This window comes from Microbacterium sp. P5_E9 (assembly GCF_054049175.1).
The window spans coordinates 128,868-145,612 of sequence record NZ_JBFUMV010000003.1; the positions used below are offsets into that span (position 1 = coordinate 128,868).

The following is a 16,745-nucleotide window of genomic DNA, read 5'->3' on the forward strand; positions in this document are numbered from 1 at the left end:
CAAGGAAGTTCGACATCCCTACCCGGCGTTAGCCTCGGACTAAGATCCGAGCATGGATGTGCCGATTCACGTCATCCGCTATTTCTGCGTGCTCGCCGAGGAGCTCCACTTCGGTCGCGCCGCTGAGCGGCTGAGCATCACCCCGCCATCGCTGAGCCAGCAGATCAGCCGCCTGGAGCAGCAGCTCGACGTCAAGCTCTTCGATCGGAGTCCGCGCAAGGTCGAACTGACCCGCCACGGCCGCGAGCTGCTGCCCTTGGCGCGGCGCGTGCAGGACGATCATGACCAGCTGCTCGCCTGGGGCCGTTCACTCCAGCGCGAGCAGAAGACGCCTCTGCTGCGGGTGGGGGTCGTCGCGGCGGGAGCGGGCGCGCTCACGACGGCCGCCATCGCCTCGACGATGCAGGCCATTCCGCAGGCGCGCATCGAGATGCGCCGGCTCGGCTTCTTCGACGTCGCCTCCGAACTCGAGTCCGGCAACGTCGACGTCGTCTTCGCGCCCTCGCCCATGCGACTCCCCCCGCGCATCAGGGTCGAGCCGCTCTGGGTCGAGCCGCGGGTGCTCGTCGTGCCGGCCGGTCATCCGCTCGCCGATCGCGAGTCGGTCGCGATCGCAGAGACGAACGACGAGGTCTTCGTGTCCGTCGCCGGCGGCACACCGGAGGTGGTCGACTGGTGGATCGTCGACCCGCGCCCGGATGGCTCGCGGGTCAAGCGCGGCCCCACCGCCGACAGCGTCGATGGGCTGTTCGAGCTCGTCGCCGCCGGTGCGGGCGTGAACATCGCCGGTCAGTCGGCGTCGCGCCAGTACCGGCGCGACGAACTGGGGTTCATTCCGATCACCGACATCGATCCCGCCATGATCGTGCTCTGCAGCCTCAGCGACTCGCCCAACCCGATGGTCGCCACCTTCCGCGAGACCGCGCAAGCCCTGTCTCCGCTGGTCGATGCCACGCTCCACTGACCGACGTCTCTACGCCGCCGGCGCGGCCGCCTTCAGCGCCTGCCAGGCCTCGCGACGTCGGGCCTGCTCGTCGGGATCGGGCACCGGCGAGGCCGCCATCAGCACTCGCGTGTAGTGCTGCTGAGGGTTGCGCATCACTTCGGCGGTGATCCCCTCCTCCACGAGCCGGCCACGATTGAGGACGATGACGCGCTGGGCGAGGAACTCGACGACCGCCATGTCGTGGGCGATGAAGAGGTAGCCGAGGTCCTTCCCGGCGCGGAGGTCCGAGAGCAGATTCAGCACCTGGGCCTGCGTCGAGAGGTCGAGCGCGCTGACCGCCTCGTCGCAGACCACGAGCCGCGGATCCGTCACGAGGGCGCGCGCGATCGCGATGCGCTGACGCTGGCCCCCGGAGAACTGCCGAGGGTATCGCGCTTCGGACCCCGGGGCGAGCCCGACGGCATCCAGCACCTCTTTGACGCGCCGATCGCGCTCCGGGCGCGCAACCCCCGCGACGCGCATCGGCTCGGTGATCGCGTCGCCGATGGGCCGGCGAGGATTGAGCGACGAGAACGGGTCTTGGAAGACCGCTCGCAGATCGCCCTGCAGAGCGCGCCGGCGGGAGGCGCTGAGACGCGTGATGTCACGACCCTCGAAGAGGATCTGGCCGCTGGTGACCGGCTGCAACCCGAGGATGGCGCGGCCGATCGTGGTTTTGCCCGAACCGGACTCCCCGACGAGCCCCAGGGTCTCGCCCCGACCGATCGAGAACGACACGTCGTCGACGGCGGGCGCGCCATTCTTGTTGAAGCGGACGACGAGATTGCGAACCTCGAGGAGAGGCGCGGAATCGGTGCGCTCCGCTGCGGACGGCACAGTACTCGCGGTGCTCACAGGTCTCCTCCTCCGATCGCGACGGGCTGTCGCCACTCTTCCTGACGTCCGCGCACCTCGTCGCGCCTGATGCAGCGGACGCCACCCTCGCCCTCCGCACGCTCCATGAGCGGGATGCCCGTCATGCACTCGTCGCGCGCGAACCGGCAGCGCTGGGCGAACCGGCATCCCGTCGTCCACGAGCCGGGCAGCGGCACCTGGCCGGGAATCGACGCCAGGCGCGTCGTGCCCGCGAAGTCGAGGATCGCGTGCGGGTCTGCGGCGAGCAGGGCCATCGTGTACGGGTGCTCGGGACGGACCAGCACGTCGCGCACGGTTCCGGTCTCGACGATCTGGCCCGCGTACATGACCGAGACGTCGTCGCAGATGTCCGCGACGACCCCCAGATCGTGCGTGACCAGGATGATCGACATGCCTCGGGACGCCACCAGCTCGCGCAGCAGCGCCAGGATCTCAGCCTGGATGGTGACGTCGAGCGCGGTCGTGGGCTCGTCCGCGACGAGCAGGCGGGGCGAGCCGGCCAGGGCCAGGGCGATCGCCACACGCTGGGCCATCCCGCCCGAGATCTGGTGGGGGTAGCTCCCGAGCACACGCGGCACATCGACGATGCCGACGTCCTCGAGCAGCTGAGCCGCGATGCCCTTGGCGGTGCGGGAGCCGACCCCGCGCAGGCGCTTGATGGCGCCGCCGAGCTGCCACCMGACCGTGAACATCGGATCGAGCGCACGGCTGGGCTCCTGGGAGATGAACGCGATGTCGTGGCCGCGCACCTTTGCGAGGGTCTTCTCGTCGGCCTGAGCGAGGTCGGTGGCGCCCCATTGGATGCGTCCCGAGCGCACAGAGAGACCCGGCGACAGGAGGCCGAGGATCGCGTAGGAGGTCACGCTCTTGCCGCAGCCGGACTCGCCGACGAGCCCCATGACCCGGCCCGGCCTGACGTGCAGCGAGACTCCGGTGACGAGCGCGGGGCCTCCCTCGACGCCGAGAACGAGGTTCTCGATGATGAGCTCGCCGTCCGCCGCGGCTCCCGCCGGGGTGTGGGTGGTCAGGTCGGGGGCGCTCGTCTCGATGTTCTGGGCGGGCAGCGTGGCGACGGCCTCCGGAAGGGTCGGCTCCACAGGAAACAGCACGGTGGCTTCCGCGGGACCGTCGGATGCCGCAACCGGCGCGGGCGCGAGGGCGACGACATACTCGGCATCCGGAGCCGTCGTCTTCTTCTTCCGTCGGCGGATCGCGATGAGCGGTGGCGGAGTGGCGGCGCCGCCGGAGATCACGTCGGCGAGCGCGTTGGCGGCGATGATCGTGAGCGCGAGGACGACGCCGGTCGGCACCATCATCCACGGCTGCTGGAAGATGAAGCGCGAAGCGCTCTGGATCATGCCACCCCAGGTGGGCTCGGGCGGCTGCGGGCCGAGGCCGATGAAGGCGAGACCGGCCTGCATCATGATGCCGACGCCGAAGAAGAGCACGAACTGCACGATCACCGTGGTCGACATGTTGGGGAGGACATGGCGGAAGCTCGAGGCGGTCGGACGGACCCCGTCGATCGCGGCCGCCTCGACGAACAGCTGCTTCTGCAGGTTCTTCGCCTGACCGAACAGCACCCGGTACAGGGCGCCGAAGAGCAGCACGCCGAACAGAGCCATGACCAGGGGCATGTTGGTTCCGACGGCGGCGATGAAGGCGAGGATGATCACGGTGCCCGGGAGCGACATCACGATCTCGCTGATGCGGTTCATCGTGCCCTCGGCGCGACGGCTGCGCACGGCCCACAGCGTGACCGGAACGGTGATCGCGACGGCGACGATGGGCGGGATCAAGCCGATCGCCATGGTGGAGGCGGCAGCGGTCACAATGCGCGAGAGCAGGTCGCGGCCGAGCTCATCCGTTCCGAGGATGTGCGCCGCCGACGGCCCCTGCAGCACCGCCGAGAGGTCCTGCTCGAGGGGCCCGTAGCGCAGCCACAGCGGCGAGGTGAGCGAGGCGAGCGTGAGGCCGATGAGCCAGACGAGTGACAGCACGGCGGTCGGGGAGCGGAAGAGCCGATTCGCGCGCTTGCGGTCCGCGCGGCGGATCGTGAGGATCGCTGTCGTCGAGACGGTCATGATGTGCGCAGTTTCGGGTCGAGGGTGCGGTTGAGCGTCTCGAGCACGACGTTCACGACCACGACGACGAGCGTCGCGATCAGGACGAGGGCCTGGACGAAGGGCAGGTCAGCCGATCCGACAGCCGACTGCATCGCCTGGCCGATGCCGGGGAGCGCGAAGAGCACCTCGATCACCGCCGAGCCGCCGAAGAGGACGATGAACTGCACGGCGATGGTGGCGAGGATCGGGAGGCTGGCGCCGCGGAGCGCGTGCACGTAGATGATCCGCCACGTCGGAGTGCCGACGGCGCGGAGGCTGCGCATGTGCTCCTGAGCCAGGGCTTCCGACATCGACGCGCGGGTCTGCCGGGCGATGAAGCCCGCCGAGGTGAGCGCGATCGTGAGGACGGGGAGGACCAGCGATTTGAACCACTTGTCGGGGCTCACTTCGAAGGGCACGAACCCGGTGGCGGGCAGCAGTCGCAGCTGCACGGCGAAGACATAGACGAGCAGGATGCCGACCCAGAAGGCGGGTAGGGAGAGCAGGATGCCCGTCAGCACCGTGATGAAGCGGTCGACGGAACCACGACGGACGGCCGCGACCACTCCGAGCGAGATGCCGATGATGGCACTCACCATCGTGCCGCCCACCGCGAGGGCCGCGGTCACGGGCAGTCGCTTGGCGATGTCGGGCCCGATCGGACGCCCGTCGATCAGCGATACGCCGAGGTTGCCCTGCAGCACCTGCGCCACCCAGGCGAAGTACTGCTGGAGCCAGGGGTCGTACCAGCCGATCGACTCGTTGTAGGCCGCGACCTGCTCCGGCGTTGCGGACTGCCCGAGGGCGACGCCGCCGGGCGTCGAGCCGGAGAGGTGAACGAGCACGAAGGCGATCCACGACGCGACGAGCAGCGTCAAGATCGCCCAGGCGACTCGCTTCAAGACGAAGATGAGCATCATCACTCCCTTGCGAAGCCGGTGCCGGCGACCGCAGCCGCCGGCACCGGCATCAGGTTAGGACGCGGGCTGGAGCGACGCGAGGAGCGGGAACGCCTCGGCGCCGGGGAAGGTCGGCTCGGCGAGCTTGGCCGTGTCGTACGCCCAGGGCGCCAGCTGCTCGAAGAGCGGGATCAGCCACMCGGAGTCCACGATCGCGCGGTTCAGGTCCTTGAGGGCTGCGGCCTCCGCGTCGGCGTCGCCCGCACCCTGAGCGGCGCCCACGGCGCCGGCTGCGGCCTGGATCTCGTCGTTCGTCGCACCGTGGAAGTTGGCGAATCCGAAGAGCGCGCCGTAGACCGGGCCGAGCGGGTTGGTCCACTGGAACGGGATCGGTCCGCCGAGCGGCTCGGTCTGGACGGTCTTGAAGATCTCTTCCGTGGATGCCGCGTTCTTCAGGTTCATCTTCACGCCGATGGCCTCCCAGTAGGGCTGGAGCGCCTCCAGGTCGCGCTGGCTTCCCTGGCTGATCGTGAAGTCGAACTCGAAGCCGTCGGGGTAGCCGGCCTGCGCCAGCAGCTTCTTGGCGGCATCCGGGTCATACGCGTACTGCTCGTCGAGCTCCGGAAGGTAGCCCGGGTTGTCGGCGGGCAGCGCGTTCGCCGTCGGGACCTCACCCGGGTGGATAGCCTTGACGAAGGCGTCGCGGTCGATCGCGGTGGAGAGCGCCTGGTAGACCAGCGGCTCCGCCCACTGGGGGCCGAGGGCGCCCACCTTGTCGAAGGCGATGATGTTCTGGATGGTCCCGCCGTTGGCGACGAGGCCGACTCCGGCCGACTCGACCTGATCCTGCGTCTCCGCCGCGAGGAGGGCGAGGTCGACTTCGCCTGAGATCGCGGCGTTCGCGCGTGCCTGCGGGTCGAGGATCGGCTTGAACTCGTAGGAGTCGAACGGGTACGCATCGGCGTCCGCGTCATCCTCCTTCTTGACGAGCAGATAGGAGTTGCCCTTCACCGTGGCGTCGGCATCCACCGTCAGGGGGCCGGATCCATCGGGAGTGGCATCGAGGCTGGACCGATCGGCGACGCCGGCAGGGCCGACGATCATGCCGGTCGGCGAAACGAGATTCGACTCGAAGCCGGGCTTGGGAGCTGCGAACGTGAGGGTGACGGTGTCGTCGTCGACGACCGCGACATCCTTGATCTCGTTCTGACCACCCGTCGCGAACGAGGAGTAGCCGCTCAGGTCGGGGTTGCCCCGGGCATCGAGGTTCTCCTTCACGAGCTCGGCGCTGAGCGCGGTGCCGTCACTGAATGTCGCGCTCGTGTCGAGGTCCAGCGTGAGCTGCGTCTTGTCCTCGCTGTACTCGAAGTTCGTGACGAGCTGCGGGACGATCTTGCCGTCCTGGTCGAGCACGAACAGCGAGTCGTAGATGCCCTCGAAGAACATCCGCTGGCCGCTGCCATAGCGGATCGGGTCGTAGCCGAACGCGGCCTGGTCGGAATCGGTGGCGATGATGAGCTTCGCCGTGTCGGCCGCGCCGCCGCTCGCGCTGTCACCGCCACCCCCGCCCGAGCATGAGGTGAGGGCGAGCGCTGCGACCGCGACGGCGGCGATCACGCCGCCTGCTCGCGCTGTGATGATTCGGGACATCTGATCTCCTGTGATCGGTTGCTGCTGAGGACTTCGGTGTCAGGGGAGGGCCGCTGCAAGACCGGCTTCCCTCGACCAGAGTGACCGCGCCATGCACATTTGGCCATTCGGATTCGCAAGCCATGCCGTTAGCGGATGCCTAACATGCGTCTTTGGTTGCTTCTCTCTAGTGAAACATGCTTTCATTGAATGAACAACCGGTGATCGAGGAGAAGAGCTCCCTGACCCGTGCCGCGAGGAGGCGAAATGGTCGACGATCGCACGGTGATCGCAGAGGAATCGACGGTGCGGATCGGACCTCCCGCGTTCTCGGCTCCCGGGACGGCAGAGCGACAGCATCCGATCGGCGCGGTCATTCACCCGTCGTTGACGTACTCCACGCCGGATGGGTATCGGCCGCTGCACATGGATGTCTATGTGCCCGCGGGACTACAGACGCCTGCCGCCTGCGTCGTCTGGATCCACGGGGGCGCATGGCTGTTCGGCAGTCGCCAGACACCTCCCGACTACTGGCCCGACGGCGCACTCTTCCAGACGGCGATCGATGCCGGACTGGCCGTGGCGTCCATCGACTACCGGCACTCGCGCGAGGCCTCGTTTCCCGCCCAGCTCCACGACGCGAAGGCAGCGGTGCGCTACCTGCGCCGGTTCGCCGATGACCTCGGCATCGACGGGAGCCGCATCGGCGCGTGGGGAGAATCCGCAGGCGGACACCTCGCCGCGCTGCTCGGCCTCGTGGACGACCCCGCACTCGAGGGCACGGACGGCGTACTCGGCGAGAGCAGCGCCGTCGCCGCGGTCGTCGACTTCTACGGCGTCTCCGACGTCGACACACTCCCGCCGTTCCTCGACACTCTGCCGCCGGAGTGGGTGGCGCAGATCCTCGCCCAGGGTCCGGCATCCGAAGCCGATCCCACGAGTGTGATCCTGGCCCGGACGCCGCTGGACCCCGCGAATGCGCGGCGGCTGCTCTCGCCCGTCCATCACGCCCGCGCCGGCGGCCCGCCGTTCCTGCTCGTGCACGGGGACGCCGACGGCGTCGTTCCGCTCTCGCAGAGCGATCAGCTCCTCGAGGTGCTCGAGGCCGCCGGTGTGCCCGCGGAGCTGCTGATCGTCGAAGGCGGCGATCACGTCTTCCTGGGCGCCGACCCGCTTCCTCCCATCAGACGGGCCGTCGAATTCCTCAGCGCCCGACTCGCAGCCCCGAAAGGCACGCCATGACCCTGCCCACCTTCCCCGCCGACTTCCTCTGGGGCGTCGCCACCGCCGGACACCAGAACGAAGGCGACAACATCACGAGCGACACCTGGTTCCTCGAGAATGTGACGCCGACGATCTTCAAGGACCGCTCCGGCAAGGCGGCGAACGGCTGGGAGCTGTGGGAGTCCGACCTCGCCCTCGTCGCCGGCATGGGCTTGAACGCGTACCGCTTCTCGGTCGAGTGGGCCCGCATCGAGCCCGTCGAGGGCGAGTTCTCGGACGAGGCGCTCGCGCACTACGAGGCGATGGTGGACGGATGCCTCGCCCGCGGCCTCGCCCCGATCGTGACGTTCAACCACTTCACGTCGCCGCACTGGTTCGCGAAGCGTGGTGCGTGGCTCGATGCCGAGGCATCCGCTCTGTTCGCGCGGTACTGCGGCGTCGTGATGGACCGGTTCGGCGATCGCATCCAGCTCGCGGTCACCTTCAACGAGCCCGACCTGCCCGAGATGCTGACGTGGGCGCACCTGCCGGAGTTCATCGTCGAGCTCGAGCGCGCGACCCTCGAGGCCGCATCGCGCGAGGCCGGCGTGGAGCGCTACCGCGCCGGGAACGTCATGCTGCGCGAGGACTTCGCCGCGATGCGTGCGGGCATGACCGCCGCCCACCGGGCGGCCAAGGCCGCGATCAAGGCACGACGGTCCGACCTGCCGGTCGGACTCTCGCTCGCGATCGTCGACGACGTGGCCGCCCCCGGCGGTGAAGACCTGCGCGATCGCAAGCGCGCCGAGGTCTACGAGCACTGGCTCGTGCTTGCGCGTGAGGATGACTTCATCGGCGTTCAGAACTACGAGCGCATCATCTATGGGGCCGACGGCATGGTCGCAGCTCCCGAGGGTGCCGAGGTCAACGGGATGGGGACTGCGGTCGAGCCCGACTCGCTCCGCGGTGCCGTGGAATACGTGTACTCGGTTGCACAGGTGCCCGTGCTGGTCAGCGAGCACGGCATCGGGACCGAGGATGACAGCATCCGTTCCGCTTTCATCGAGCCTTCGCTCGTTGGCCTCGCGCAGGCGATCGCCGACGGCGTGCCGGTGCTCGGCTACTGCCACTGGACGCTCATGGACAACTTCGAGTGGATCTTCGGCTACGGCCCGAAGCTCGGGCTGCACAGCGTCGACCGCGAGACGTTCGAGCGGACCGCTAAGCCGAGCGCGAGCGTCTACGCCGGCCTGGTGCGCGAGGCGCGGGGGCTCTGACTCGGTGGCTTCGAGGTCGGCAGACCTCGAAGACACCGTCGCGCCTAGTCCGCGTGGTCGTCATCGGTCAATGCATCGAAGGGTGACTCGACGTCGCCGCGCCAGGCTTCCACACCCTCGCGGATGGCAAGTCCGGCGACGACCAGGGCGGCAACGGAGTCTGCCCACCACCAGCCCAGCAGGCTGTTGAGGATCAGCCCCAGGAAGACGGTTCCGGACAGATAGACGCAGAGGACCAGCTGCTTCGCGTCCGCCAGCACACTCTTGGATCCGAGCTCGCGGCCTGTCCTGGTCTCGTACCAGGCGAGCAGCGGCATCACGAGCAGGCTGAGGGCGGTGATCCCGATACCGAGGGGGCTGTGATCTGGCCCTTCCCGCGAGACGAGGCTGATGATCGCGTCGACGCTCACATAGGCGGCCAGGGCGAAGAACGCAACCGCGATCGCTCGGAGCGTGACCCTCTCCCACCGCGCCGGATCTTTGCGCGTGAACTGCCACGCCACCGCGACGGCGGAGAGGACTTCAACCACGGAGTCCAGGCCGAACCCGATCAGCGCTGTGGAGGACGCGAGCGCGCCCGCGGTGATGGCGATGATCGCTTCGAACACGTTGTAGCTGATCGTGAAGGCGACGATGAATCGGACGCGTCGATGCAGTCGCCCGCGCCGCTCCGGCGACAGTGCGGTCATCGCACGACCTCAGAGCGGCCGGGGAACATACGGCGACCATACAGTCACCGCTCGACAAGGCGGCTCGACAAGGCGGTGCGACAGGACAGCCGCATCGCGTCACGTGCGCCCTACGAGGAGGTCGGTGAGGCGGATCTTGGACTTTGTGATGGGTCGCCATCGACCGGAGGCGTCGTTCCACAGCGGCGCTTGGACTTCGGGGACGCCGTGGTTCATCCGGATCTTCCAGCCGTGCCAGTCGATGAAGCGATGGTGATACCAGCAGAGCGGCACCCCGTTATCGGTATGCGTCGGGCCGCCGTTGTGGTGTTCGACGACATGATGGATCTCACACCAGGCGGCGGGGACATTGCAGCCGGGGATGATGCAGCCGCCGTCGCGGAGCGCGATGGCGCGGCGTTGATGCCGGTTGAAGACGCGCTCCTCTGTGCCGATCCGCAGGATCCGGCCCGTACTGCTCAGCAGGATCCTCTGCACGATCCCGGCGCACCCCGCCCGGTGCGCGGCGCCGATCGGCAGCGGCTCCTCGCAACCCTCGGCGTGCGCCCAGCCTTTCCCTTCGAGCACATCTGACTCGCGGGCCGAGATGACCAGCACCGGTGCCGCCCCACCGATCGTCGGCAGCGTGCCGGAAGCCGCCGCGGCGAACAACGCGGTGGCGAGCGCGTCATGGCGGCGCTGCGGAGGAGTCCGGTCGTCGAGCGGAATCCTCTCATCGTCGTCGCGGTCGGCCTCGGAGTCGCGGTCACCATCGCCTTCAGGGTCGCACTCGGGGCGGAATCGCACGCCTCCGGTGTCGTCGCGGCCGCGAGGGGAGTCGACGGCGTCGATGATCCGCTGCAGTTGGCCGGCGACTTCGGGGAGCAGGTTTCCGTGGCACGGCACCACTCCACGCCGCGGCGTGCCGAGGGTGAAGCCGCGACCGTGCAGCGCCTCACGCTCCCGGGGCTCGCTGCCATCCGGGTCGAGCACCGTCGCCCACACCATGGCCTGCACCCGCAGCAGGTCCGCGCACGCCGGGGGCGCGGCATCCACCCCTTCCCCGCGCGCCGACGCTGCCAGCCCGCCCTCAGCGAGCAGCACGACCTCTCGGCCCACGCGCCGTTCGATCTCGGCCAGCGGTGTGGCCACGGCGAGCAGCCCGTCGACTCCGACATGACCGCGCAGCAGCGCGACGCGCATCGCGGGGAACGGGGCACCCAGGGGCTCTCCGGTGACTAGAGAGGTCTCCTGCCGCACCGATCGGGCTGCGCGCTGCCATCGGGCCGCGGTCTGCGGGCCGGCCAAAGTGGTGCGCTGCACCAGCTCGCTCACGTTGTGGCACCCGAACCGGGACGTGAGCCGCTCGTCGAGAACGGCGGTCTCGGAGCGCTCTGCCACCGCACCCACGGTCTCGATCACGACGCTCTCGAACCTGCGCATGATCCGGCCCGCCAGAGTCAGAGCATCGACCAACTCGGCGTCGTTGCCGAACCGCACCGACCCGCCCCCGAAAAGCTCGTCAACCACCTGGTCGACGTGCTCAGCGAGCGACGCGAGAACGTCGACTGCGGGTGGGTTCATACCCCCATTCTGGTGAGGGCCACCGACATTCGCGCCCCGAAAACCACCAGATCAGGTTATGAATCCGCGCCTGTGGATACGCCAGATTCGAAGGCGGCTGGGGAGGAGAGGATGCCGTGGTCTGCGGCTCTCAGGAGCCAAGCAGATCGCCCCGCGCGGCGCGGGGGTCGCTGCGTTTCGTCTCGCTTCGCTCGCTCAACGACCGAGCGGTCGCGGTCGCGCCTCAGACCATACGAAGCTCGGCCTCGATCGCGTGCGCGGCGGACCGCAGGGCGGGCAGGTAGACCTCCACCACCCGGTCGACCGTGTCGCGCGTCGCACTCGTCGAGACGTTGAGCGCCGCAGCGACCGCGCCGGTGCGGTCCCGCAGGGGCACCGCGATCGAACGGAGTCCAGGCTCGAGCTCGCCGTCCACGAGCGACCAGCCCTGCTCGCGCACCCGCACCAACTCCTCGTGCAGTGCCGACACGTCGGTCACCGTGCGGTCGGTCAGCGGGAGGAGAGGGGATGCCGCGGCCGCGGCATCCGATTCCGCCTCCGGCAAACCGGCCAGCAGCACCCGCCCCATGCTGGTCGCGTAGGCGGGGAAGCGCGTGCCGATCGTGATGCGGACGCTCATGATCCGCCGCGTGGGCACGCGCGCGACGTAGACGATATCGGGGCCGTCGAGCACGGCCGCCGACACGCTCTCGTCGACATCCCGTGACAGCCGTTCGAGGTGCGGCTGCACGATCTCGGGGAGCGAGAGGGCGGAGAGGTAGCTGAAGCCGAGCTCGAGTACCCGCGGGGTCAGCGCGTAGGTGCGGCTCGTGCACTCGCCCGACCCGCGCACGTAGCCGAGCGTCTCGAGGGTCCGGAGGAACCGCCGGGCCGCGGCCCGGGGCATGTCGGCGCGGCGGGCGGCCTCGCTGAGGCTCAGTTCGGCGTGCGCGGCGTCGAACGCACGGATGACCGAGAGCCCCCGCGCGAACGACTGCACGAAGTCGACGGATGCCTCAGCGTCAGTCATGCCGCAACCTGAGGCTTCACCGCTCGAGGACGACGGCGAGGCCCTGGCCGACGCCGATGCAGATCGCGGCGACCGCGACTCCCCCGCCGCGCCGGGCGAGCTCGTGCGCCGCGTGGCCGATGATCCGTCCGCCGGACGCGCCGAGCGGATGTCCGATCGCGATCGCGCCGCCGTGGATGTTGACCCGCTCGGGGTCGAGCTCGGGCCACAGCTGCACGCACGCGAGGCTCTGCGAGGCGAAGGCCTCGTTGAGCTCGACGAGGTCGACGTCCGCCCAGGTGCGCCCGGCGCGCGCGAGCGCACGGTTGGCCGCCTCGACCGGGGCGACTCCGAAGACATCCGGGTCGTTGCCGAAGACCCCGCGGCCGGTGATCCGGGCGAGCGGCTCGGCATCCAGCGCGCCCTCCCGCCCGAGCAGCACGGCCGAGGCGCCGTCGTTGATCGAGGACGCGTTGCCCGCCGTCACGGTGCCGTCCGCGGCGAACAGCGCCTTCAGCCCGCCGAGCTTCTCCAGCGTCGTGTCGGCACGGATGCCTTCGTCCCGCGCGAGCTCAGCACCGGGCACCTGCACGATCTCGGCGTCGTACACGCCGGCTGCCCAGGCCTCGGCGGCGAGGCGATGGCTCCGCAGCGCGAACTCGTCCTGCGCCTCCCTCGAGATGCCGTAGAGCTGCGCGAGCTTCTCGGCGGACTCTCCGTTGGAGATCGTCCAGTCCTTGCGCAGCGCCGGGTTCGTCATCCGCCACCCGATCGAGGTGTTCCAGAGCGTCTGGTTGCCGACGGCGGGCCACGGCTTCGGCGACTTCTCGACGACGAACGGCGCCCGGCTCATCGACTCGACCCCGCCGGCGAGGATGAGGTCGGCGTCGCCGGACTCGATCGCCCGCGACCCCTGGATCACGGCCTCGACCGCCGACCCGCACAGGCGGTTCACCGTGACGCCGGACACGCTCGAGGGGAACCCCGCCAGCAGCGCGCCCATGCGGGCGACGTTGCGGTTGTCTTCCCCGGCCTGGTTGGCGTCGCCGAAGATGACGTCGTCGATGCGCGCAGGGTCGATTCCGGTGCGCTCGACGGCCGCGCGCATCGCGACGGCGGCGAGATCGTCGGGACGGATGCCGGACAACGCGCCGCCGCCGCGCCCGAAGGGGGTGCGCACAGCGTCGTAGATGTAGGTCGCGGTCATGTCAGTGCTCCTCTGGCGTTTCGTCTCGCTTTGCTCGCTCAACGACCGGGGTTGGCGTCATGTCAGTACCCTTCTGCGATGCCGGTCACGGCATCCGTCAATCGGAGTCCGGTGAGCTCGGCGAGTGAGGCGACCGTGTTGTCGCCGAACGCCTCGCGGACCACGAGTCCGTCTGCCGTGACGTCGAAGACGGCATGGTCGGTGTAGACGCGGGTGACGCAGGCGACGCCGGTGAGCGGGTAGGTGCACTCCGCGACGAGCTTGGACGCGCCGTCCTTGGTGAGGAGGTCGGTCATGACGTAGACCGACTTGGCGCCGATCGCGAGGTCCATCGCGCCGCCGACGGCGGGGATCGCACCGGGTGCGCCCGTCGACCAGTTCGCGAGGTCGCCGTTCTCGGACACCTGGAACGCACCCAGCACGCACACGTCGAGGTGCCCGCCGCGCATCATGCCGAACGAGTCGCCGTGGTGGAAGAACGCGGCGCCGGGCAGCTCGGTGACCGCCTGCTTGCCCGCGTTGATGAGATCGGGGTCGACGGCGTCGCGCTCGGGCGCCTGGCCCATCCCCAGCATCCCGTTCTCGGTGTGCAGGACGATCTCGAGGTCGTCGGGCAGGAAGTTCGCCACGAGGGTCGGTGCGCCGATGCCGAGGTTGACGTACGAGCCCTCCGGAATGTCGGCGGCGATGCGCGCGGCGAGCTCGTCGCGGCTGATGCGGGTGGTCATCGGTGCGACTCCTTCTTGGACGGCTGATCGAGCGGGAGACCCTCGAGATCGACCCCGCCGACGAAGGCGCCGTCGTGCAGCCACGGGCGTTCGCCCACCGCGACGACGCGTTCCACGAAGATGCCCGGGGTGACGATCGCCTCCGGATCGAGCTCGCCGAGCGGCACGATCTCATCGACCTGGACGATCGTGGTCGTCGCGGCGGACGCCATGATCGGGCCGAAGTTGCGCGCGGTCTTGCGGTAGACGACGTTGCCCCACCGGTCGGCCCGCAGCCCGCTCACGAGCGCGTAGTCCGCCTTGATCGGGTACTCGAGCACGTAGTCGCGGCCCTCGATCTGGCGGAGCTCCTTGCCCTCGGCCAGGAGCGTGCCCACGCCCGTCGGCGAGAAGAAGCCGCCGATGCCGGCGCCTGCCGCGCGGATCCGCTCGGCGAGATTGCCCTGCGGGACGATCTCGAGCTGGATCTCACCGGCCCGGTAGAGGCCGTCGAACACCCACGAGTCGTGCTGCCGAGGAAACGAGCAGATGATCCGGCGCACACGCTTGCGGGCGAGCAGCGCGGCGAGCCCGACATCGCCGTTKCCCGCGTTGTTGCTGACGATCGTGAGGTCGCCCGCCCCCTGCTCGATGAGGGCGTCGATGAGCTCGACCGGTTGCCCTGCCCGCCCGAACCCGCCGATCATGACGGTGGAGCCGTCGGGGATGCCGGCGACTGCGGCAGCGGCATCCGGAACCGTCTTGTCGATCATGCGCGTCCAATCCGTTCGCTGTGCGAACGTGTGTTCGTCTGTCGATACAGAATAGCGTGAACGCGCGAATTCCCCTAGTCCTTACCTGGTGTCCGAAGTAAGGTGCAGTTATAGGAGAAAGGAATCACCATGGCGACCGCGACGATGACGAGCAAGGGCCAGATCACCGTGCCCAAGGAGGTGCGCGACGACCTCAAGCTGGTGACGGGCTCCAAGGTCATGTTCGTGAAGCTGCGCGGTGGCCAGTACCGCCTGATCGCCCGCACCGGCAGCGTCGACGACTTCATCGGGATGCTCTACGACCCCGACCAGCCCGCGCTCACCATCGAAGAGATCAACGACGCCATCGCTGAAGGCGGCGCAGCCAGTGGAATGCGCGGACTCGAGGACGAGCGCTGATGCCCATAGAAACGATGATCGGCATCGACACGAACGTCGTCCTGCGGGCAGTGCTTCGCGATGACCCACAGCAGTCGGCCATCGCTGCACGCCTGTTCCGCGAACTCACGCCCAGCCGTCGCGGCTTCCTCACGCAGGTCACGCTTGCCGAGACGTATTGGGTCATGGCACGCGCCAAACGCCTGTCGCGCGACACCTGCCTCGCCGTCATCCGGAGCCTGGTCGAGACCGAGGTGCTCGAGTTCGACGACGGCGAGACAGTCGTGCGCGCCCTCACCCTCGCCGAGGAAGGCGCCGACTTCGCCGATGCGCTCATCCAGGGCAACATGGAGCTCTTCGGCGCCGAAGAGACCGTCACTTTCGATCGGGATGCCGCGGAGCGCCTGGGCTGGCGCCTCCTCGCCGACGACTGAGGGGAGCCGACGACCGGTCGCCGCGCGCTACGGCTCGAGCGCGAGCGAGGCCGGGATCGGCACGATCCCCTGCCGCAGCACGATGACCTCGCGGGCGTGGTCGTGCAGGCGCACGTCCTCCGCGGTGGTGGGATCCCACCGCGGCACCGGCTGCGCGACCCCGTCGTCGCCCGGCACGACGAAAACGCTCATGCACTGGGTCGTGAGGGTCAGCTCGTGCGGAGCCCGAGGGTCGGCGGTCGAGACGCGGATGCTGAGGTGCATGCTGTGCGGGCTGGTGTAGATGAGCCGGGCCTCGACCTCGGCGAGGTCGCCGATCCGCACCGGCGCGAAGAAGTGGATGCCGCCGGAATAGACCGCGACCGCCTCGCTCTCGCGGTCGCCGTCCCGCGCCCAGGAGGCCGCGCAAGCGTAGGCGGCCTCATCGATCCACCGCATCACGGTGCCGCCGTGCGCCTTGCCGCCCCAGTTGACGACGCCCGGCGGCACCAGGAAGCGCAGCGTCACACGCGGGCCCCGGCCGGCGTCGGTGTACTCCTCGTCGAGCATGAGCCGCTTGATCTCGGCCCGCGCGGCCATGCGATCCTTCGCCGCGCTCTCGAGCTTGTGATCGGAGCGGGATGCCGGCTCCCAGACCGGCACCTCGGTCGCACGTCCGTCGGCATCCTTCGCGACGAACACGAGGACGCAGGTCGTCGCAGGGCGGTACGACCGGGTGCTGACCTCCGCCGCCGAGACCGTGACCACCACGTGCATGCTGGTGCGGCCGGTGAGGACGATCCGTGCCTGGACCTCGACCAGGCTGCCCGGCCGGATCGGGCGGCGGTGCGTGACGTTGCCTACGTAGGCAGTCACGCAGTACGCGCCCGACCAGCCGACGGCGCACGCGTAGCCGGCCTTGTCGATCCACTCCATGACGCTGCCGGCGGCGATGGACCGTCCTCCGGCAGCCGTGTCGGCGGGCGTCGTCATGAAACGCAGCGTGATCCGGTCGTCGCGACCGGCCGTGCGAAGGGGTGTCGGCGTGCTCAC

16 protein-coding genes are annotated in these 16,745 nt (G+C 69.3%); 5 read left to right on the forward strand and 11 right to left on the reverse strand.

Translation table 11 applies throughout. The annotated features are described in order from the left end of the window. Window positions 1-52: 52 nt before the first annotated feature. On the forward strand, window positions 53-964 hold the full coding sequence (locus ACXJ3V_RS06830) for a LysR substrate-binding domain-containing protein (RefSeq protein WP_457099527.1): 912 nt from the start codon (window positions 53-55) through the stop codon (window positions 962-964). 9 nt (window positions 965-973) lie between these two features. Here the strand turns inward: ACXJ3V_RS06830 and ACXJ3V_RS06835 are convergent, their stop codons facing one another. From ACXJ3V_RS06835 to ACXJ3V_RS06850, 4 genes are read right to left on the reverse strand one after another with little or no spacing between them, the layout of a single operon-like run. After that, a complete protein-coding gene (locus ACXJ3V_RS06835) occupies window positions 974-1,840 on the reverse strand; it encodes an ATP-binding cassette domain-containing protein (RefSeq protein WP_457099528.1) in 867 nt (288 codons plus the stop codon). After that, complete coding sequence (locus tag ACXJ3V_RS06840; RefSeq protein ID WP_457099529.1) at window positions 1,837-3,945, reverse strand: dipeptide/oligopeptide/nickel ABC transporter permease/ATP-binding protein; 2,109 nt, start codon at window positions 3,943-3,945, stop codon at window positions 1,837-1,839. The genes ACXJ3V_RS06835 and ACXJ3V_RS06840 overlap by 4 nt, the downstream gene beginning before the upstream one ends. Further along, entirely contained in the window at window positions 3,942-4,883 is a 942-nt protein-coding gene (locus ACXJ3V_RS06845; protein ID WP_457099530.1) for an ABC transporter permease, read from the reverse strand. Before ACXJ3V_RS06845 ends, ACXJ3V_RS06840 begins: the two co-directional genes overlap by 4 nt. Before the next feature lie 57 nt (window positions 4,884-4,940). Next, window positions 4,941-6,515, reverse strand: a complete 1,575-nt coding sequence (locus ACXJ3V_RS06850; RefSeq protein WP_457099531.1) for an ABC transporter substrate-binding protein — start codon at window positions 6,513-6,515, stop codon at window positions 4,941-4,943. Between the two features lie 246 nt (window positions 6,516-6,761). Here ACXJ3V_RS06850 and ACXJ3V_RS06855 point away from each other — a divergent pair, with 246 nt between their 5' ends. After that, entirely contained in the window at window positions 6,762-7,736 is a 975-nt protein-coding gene (locus ACXJ3V_RS06855) for an alpha/beta hydrolase fold domain-containing protein (RefSeq protein WP_457099532.1), read from the forward strand. After that, window positions 7,733-8,974, forward strand: coding sequence for a glycoside hydrolase family 1 protein (locus ACXJ3V_RS06860; protein WP_457099533.1), 1,242 nt, complete (start codon window positions 7,733-7,735; stop codon window positions 8,972-8,974). The genes ACXJ3V_RS06855 and ACXJ3V_RS06860 overlap by 4 nt, the downstream gene beginning before the upstream one ends. Window positions 8,975-9,018: 44 nt before the next feature. Here ACXJ3V_RS06860 and ACXJ3V_RS06865 read toward each other — a convergent pair whose 3' ends face one another. The 6 genes from ACXJ3V_RS06865 to ACXJ3V_RS06890 all read right to left on the reverse strand — a co-directional run bounded on the left by ACXJ3V_RS06865 (window position 9,019) and on the right by ACXJ3V_RS06890 (window position 14,901). Then, complete coding sequence (locus tag ACXJ3V_RS06865; RefSeq protein WP_457099534.1) at window positions 9,019-9,663, reverse strand: cation diffusion facilitator family transporter; 645 nt, start codon at window positions 9,661-9,663, stop codon at window positions 9,019-9,021. A gap of 99 nt (window positions 9,664-9,762) precedes the next feature. Beyond that, on the reverse strand, window positions 9,763-11,226 hold the full coding sequence (locus tag ACXJ3V_RS06870) for a DUF222 domain-containing protein (RefSeq protein ID WP_457099535.1): 1,464 nt from the start codon (window positions 11,224-11,226) through the stop codon (window positions 9,763-9,765). A gap of 223 nt (window positions 11,227-11,449) precedes the next feature. After that, entirely contained in the window at window positions 11,450-12,235 is a 786-nt protein-coding gene (locus ACXJ3V_RS06875) for an IclR family transcriptional regulator domain-containing protein (protein ID WP_457099536.1), read from the reverse strand. Between the two features lie 16 nt (window positions 12,236-12,251). Then, complete coding sequence (locus tag ACXJ3V_RS06880) at window positions 12,252-13,421, reverse strand: thiolase family protein (RefSeq protein ID WP_457099537.1); 1,170 nt, start codon at window positions 13,419-13,421, stop codon at window positions 12,252-12,254. 62 nt (window positions 13,422-13,483) lie between these two features. Next, window positions 13,484-14,149 carry a 3-oxoacid CoA-transferase subunit B gene (locus ACXJ3V_RS06885; RefSeq protein ID WP_457099538.1) on the reverse strand — a complete coding sequence of 222 codons (666 nt, stop codon included), beginning with the start codon at window positions 14,147-14,149 and terminating at the stop codon, window positions 13,484-13,486. Further along, window positions 14,146-14,901, reverse strand: coding sequence for a 3-oxoacid CoA-transferase subunit A (locus ACXJ3V_RS06890; protein WP_457099539.1), 756 nt, complete (start codon window positions 14,899-14,901; stop codon window positions 14,146-14,148). Before ACXJ3V_RS06890 ends, ACXJ3V_RS06885 begins: the two co-directional genes overlap by 4 nt. Before the next feature lie 129 nt (window positions 14,902-15,030). Between ACXJ3V_RS06890 and ACXJ3V_RS06895 the strand changes: the two genes are divergently transcribed. Together ACXJ3V_RS06895 and ACXJ3V_RS06900 are read left to right on the forward strand one after the other, a co-directional pair. Beyond that, the gene (locus ACXJ3V_RS06895; RefSeq protein ID WP_457099540.1) at window positions 15,031-15,300 is read left to right on the forward strand and encodes an AbrB/MazE/SpoVT family DNA-binding domain-containing protein; all 270 of its coding nucleotides are present in this window, start codon (window positions 15,031-15,033) and stop codon (window positions 15,298-15,300) included. Further along, window positions 15,300-15,713 carry a PIN domain-containing protein gene (locus ACXJ3V_RS06900; RefSeq protein WP_457099541.1) on the forward strand — a complete coding sequence of 138 codons (414 nt, stop codon included), beginning with the start codon at window positions 15,300-15,302 and terminating at the stop codon, window positions 15,711-15,713. The genes ACXJ3V_RS06895 and ACXJ3V_RS06900 overlap by 1 nt, the downstream gene beginning before the upstream one ends. A 27-nt stretch (window positions 15,714-15,740) precedes the next feature. Here ACXJ3V_RS06900 and ACXJ3V_RS06905 read toward each other — a convergent pair whose 3' ends face one another. Then, a complete protein-coding gene (locus tag ACXJ3V_RS06905; RefSeq protein ID WP_457099542.1) occupies window positions 15,741-16,745 on the reverse strand; it encodes an acyl-CoA thioesterase in 1,005 nt (334 codons plus the stop codon).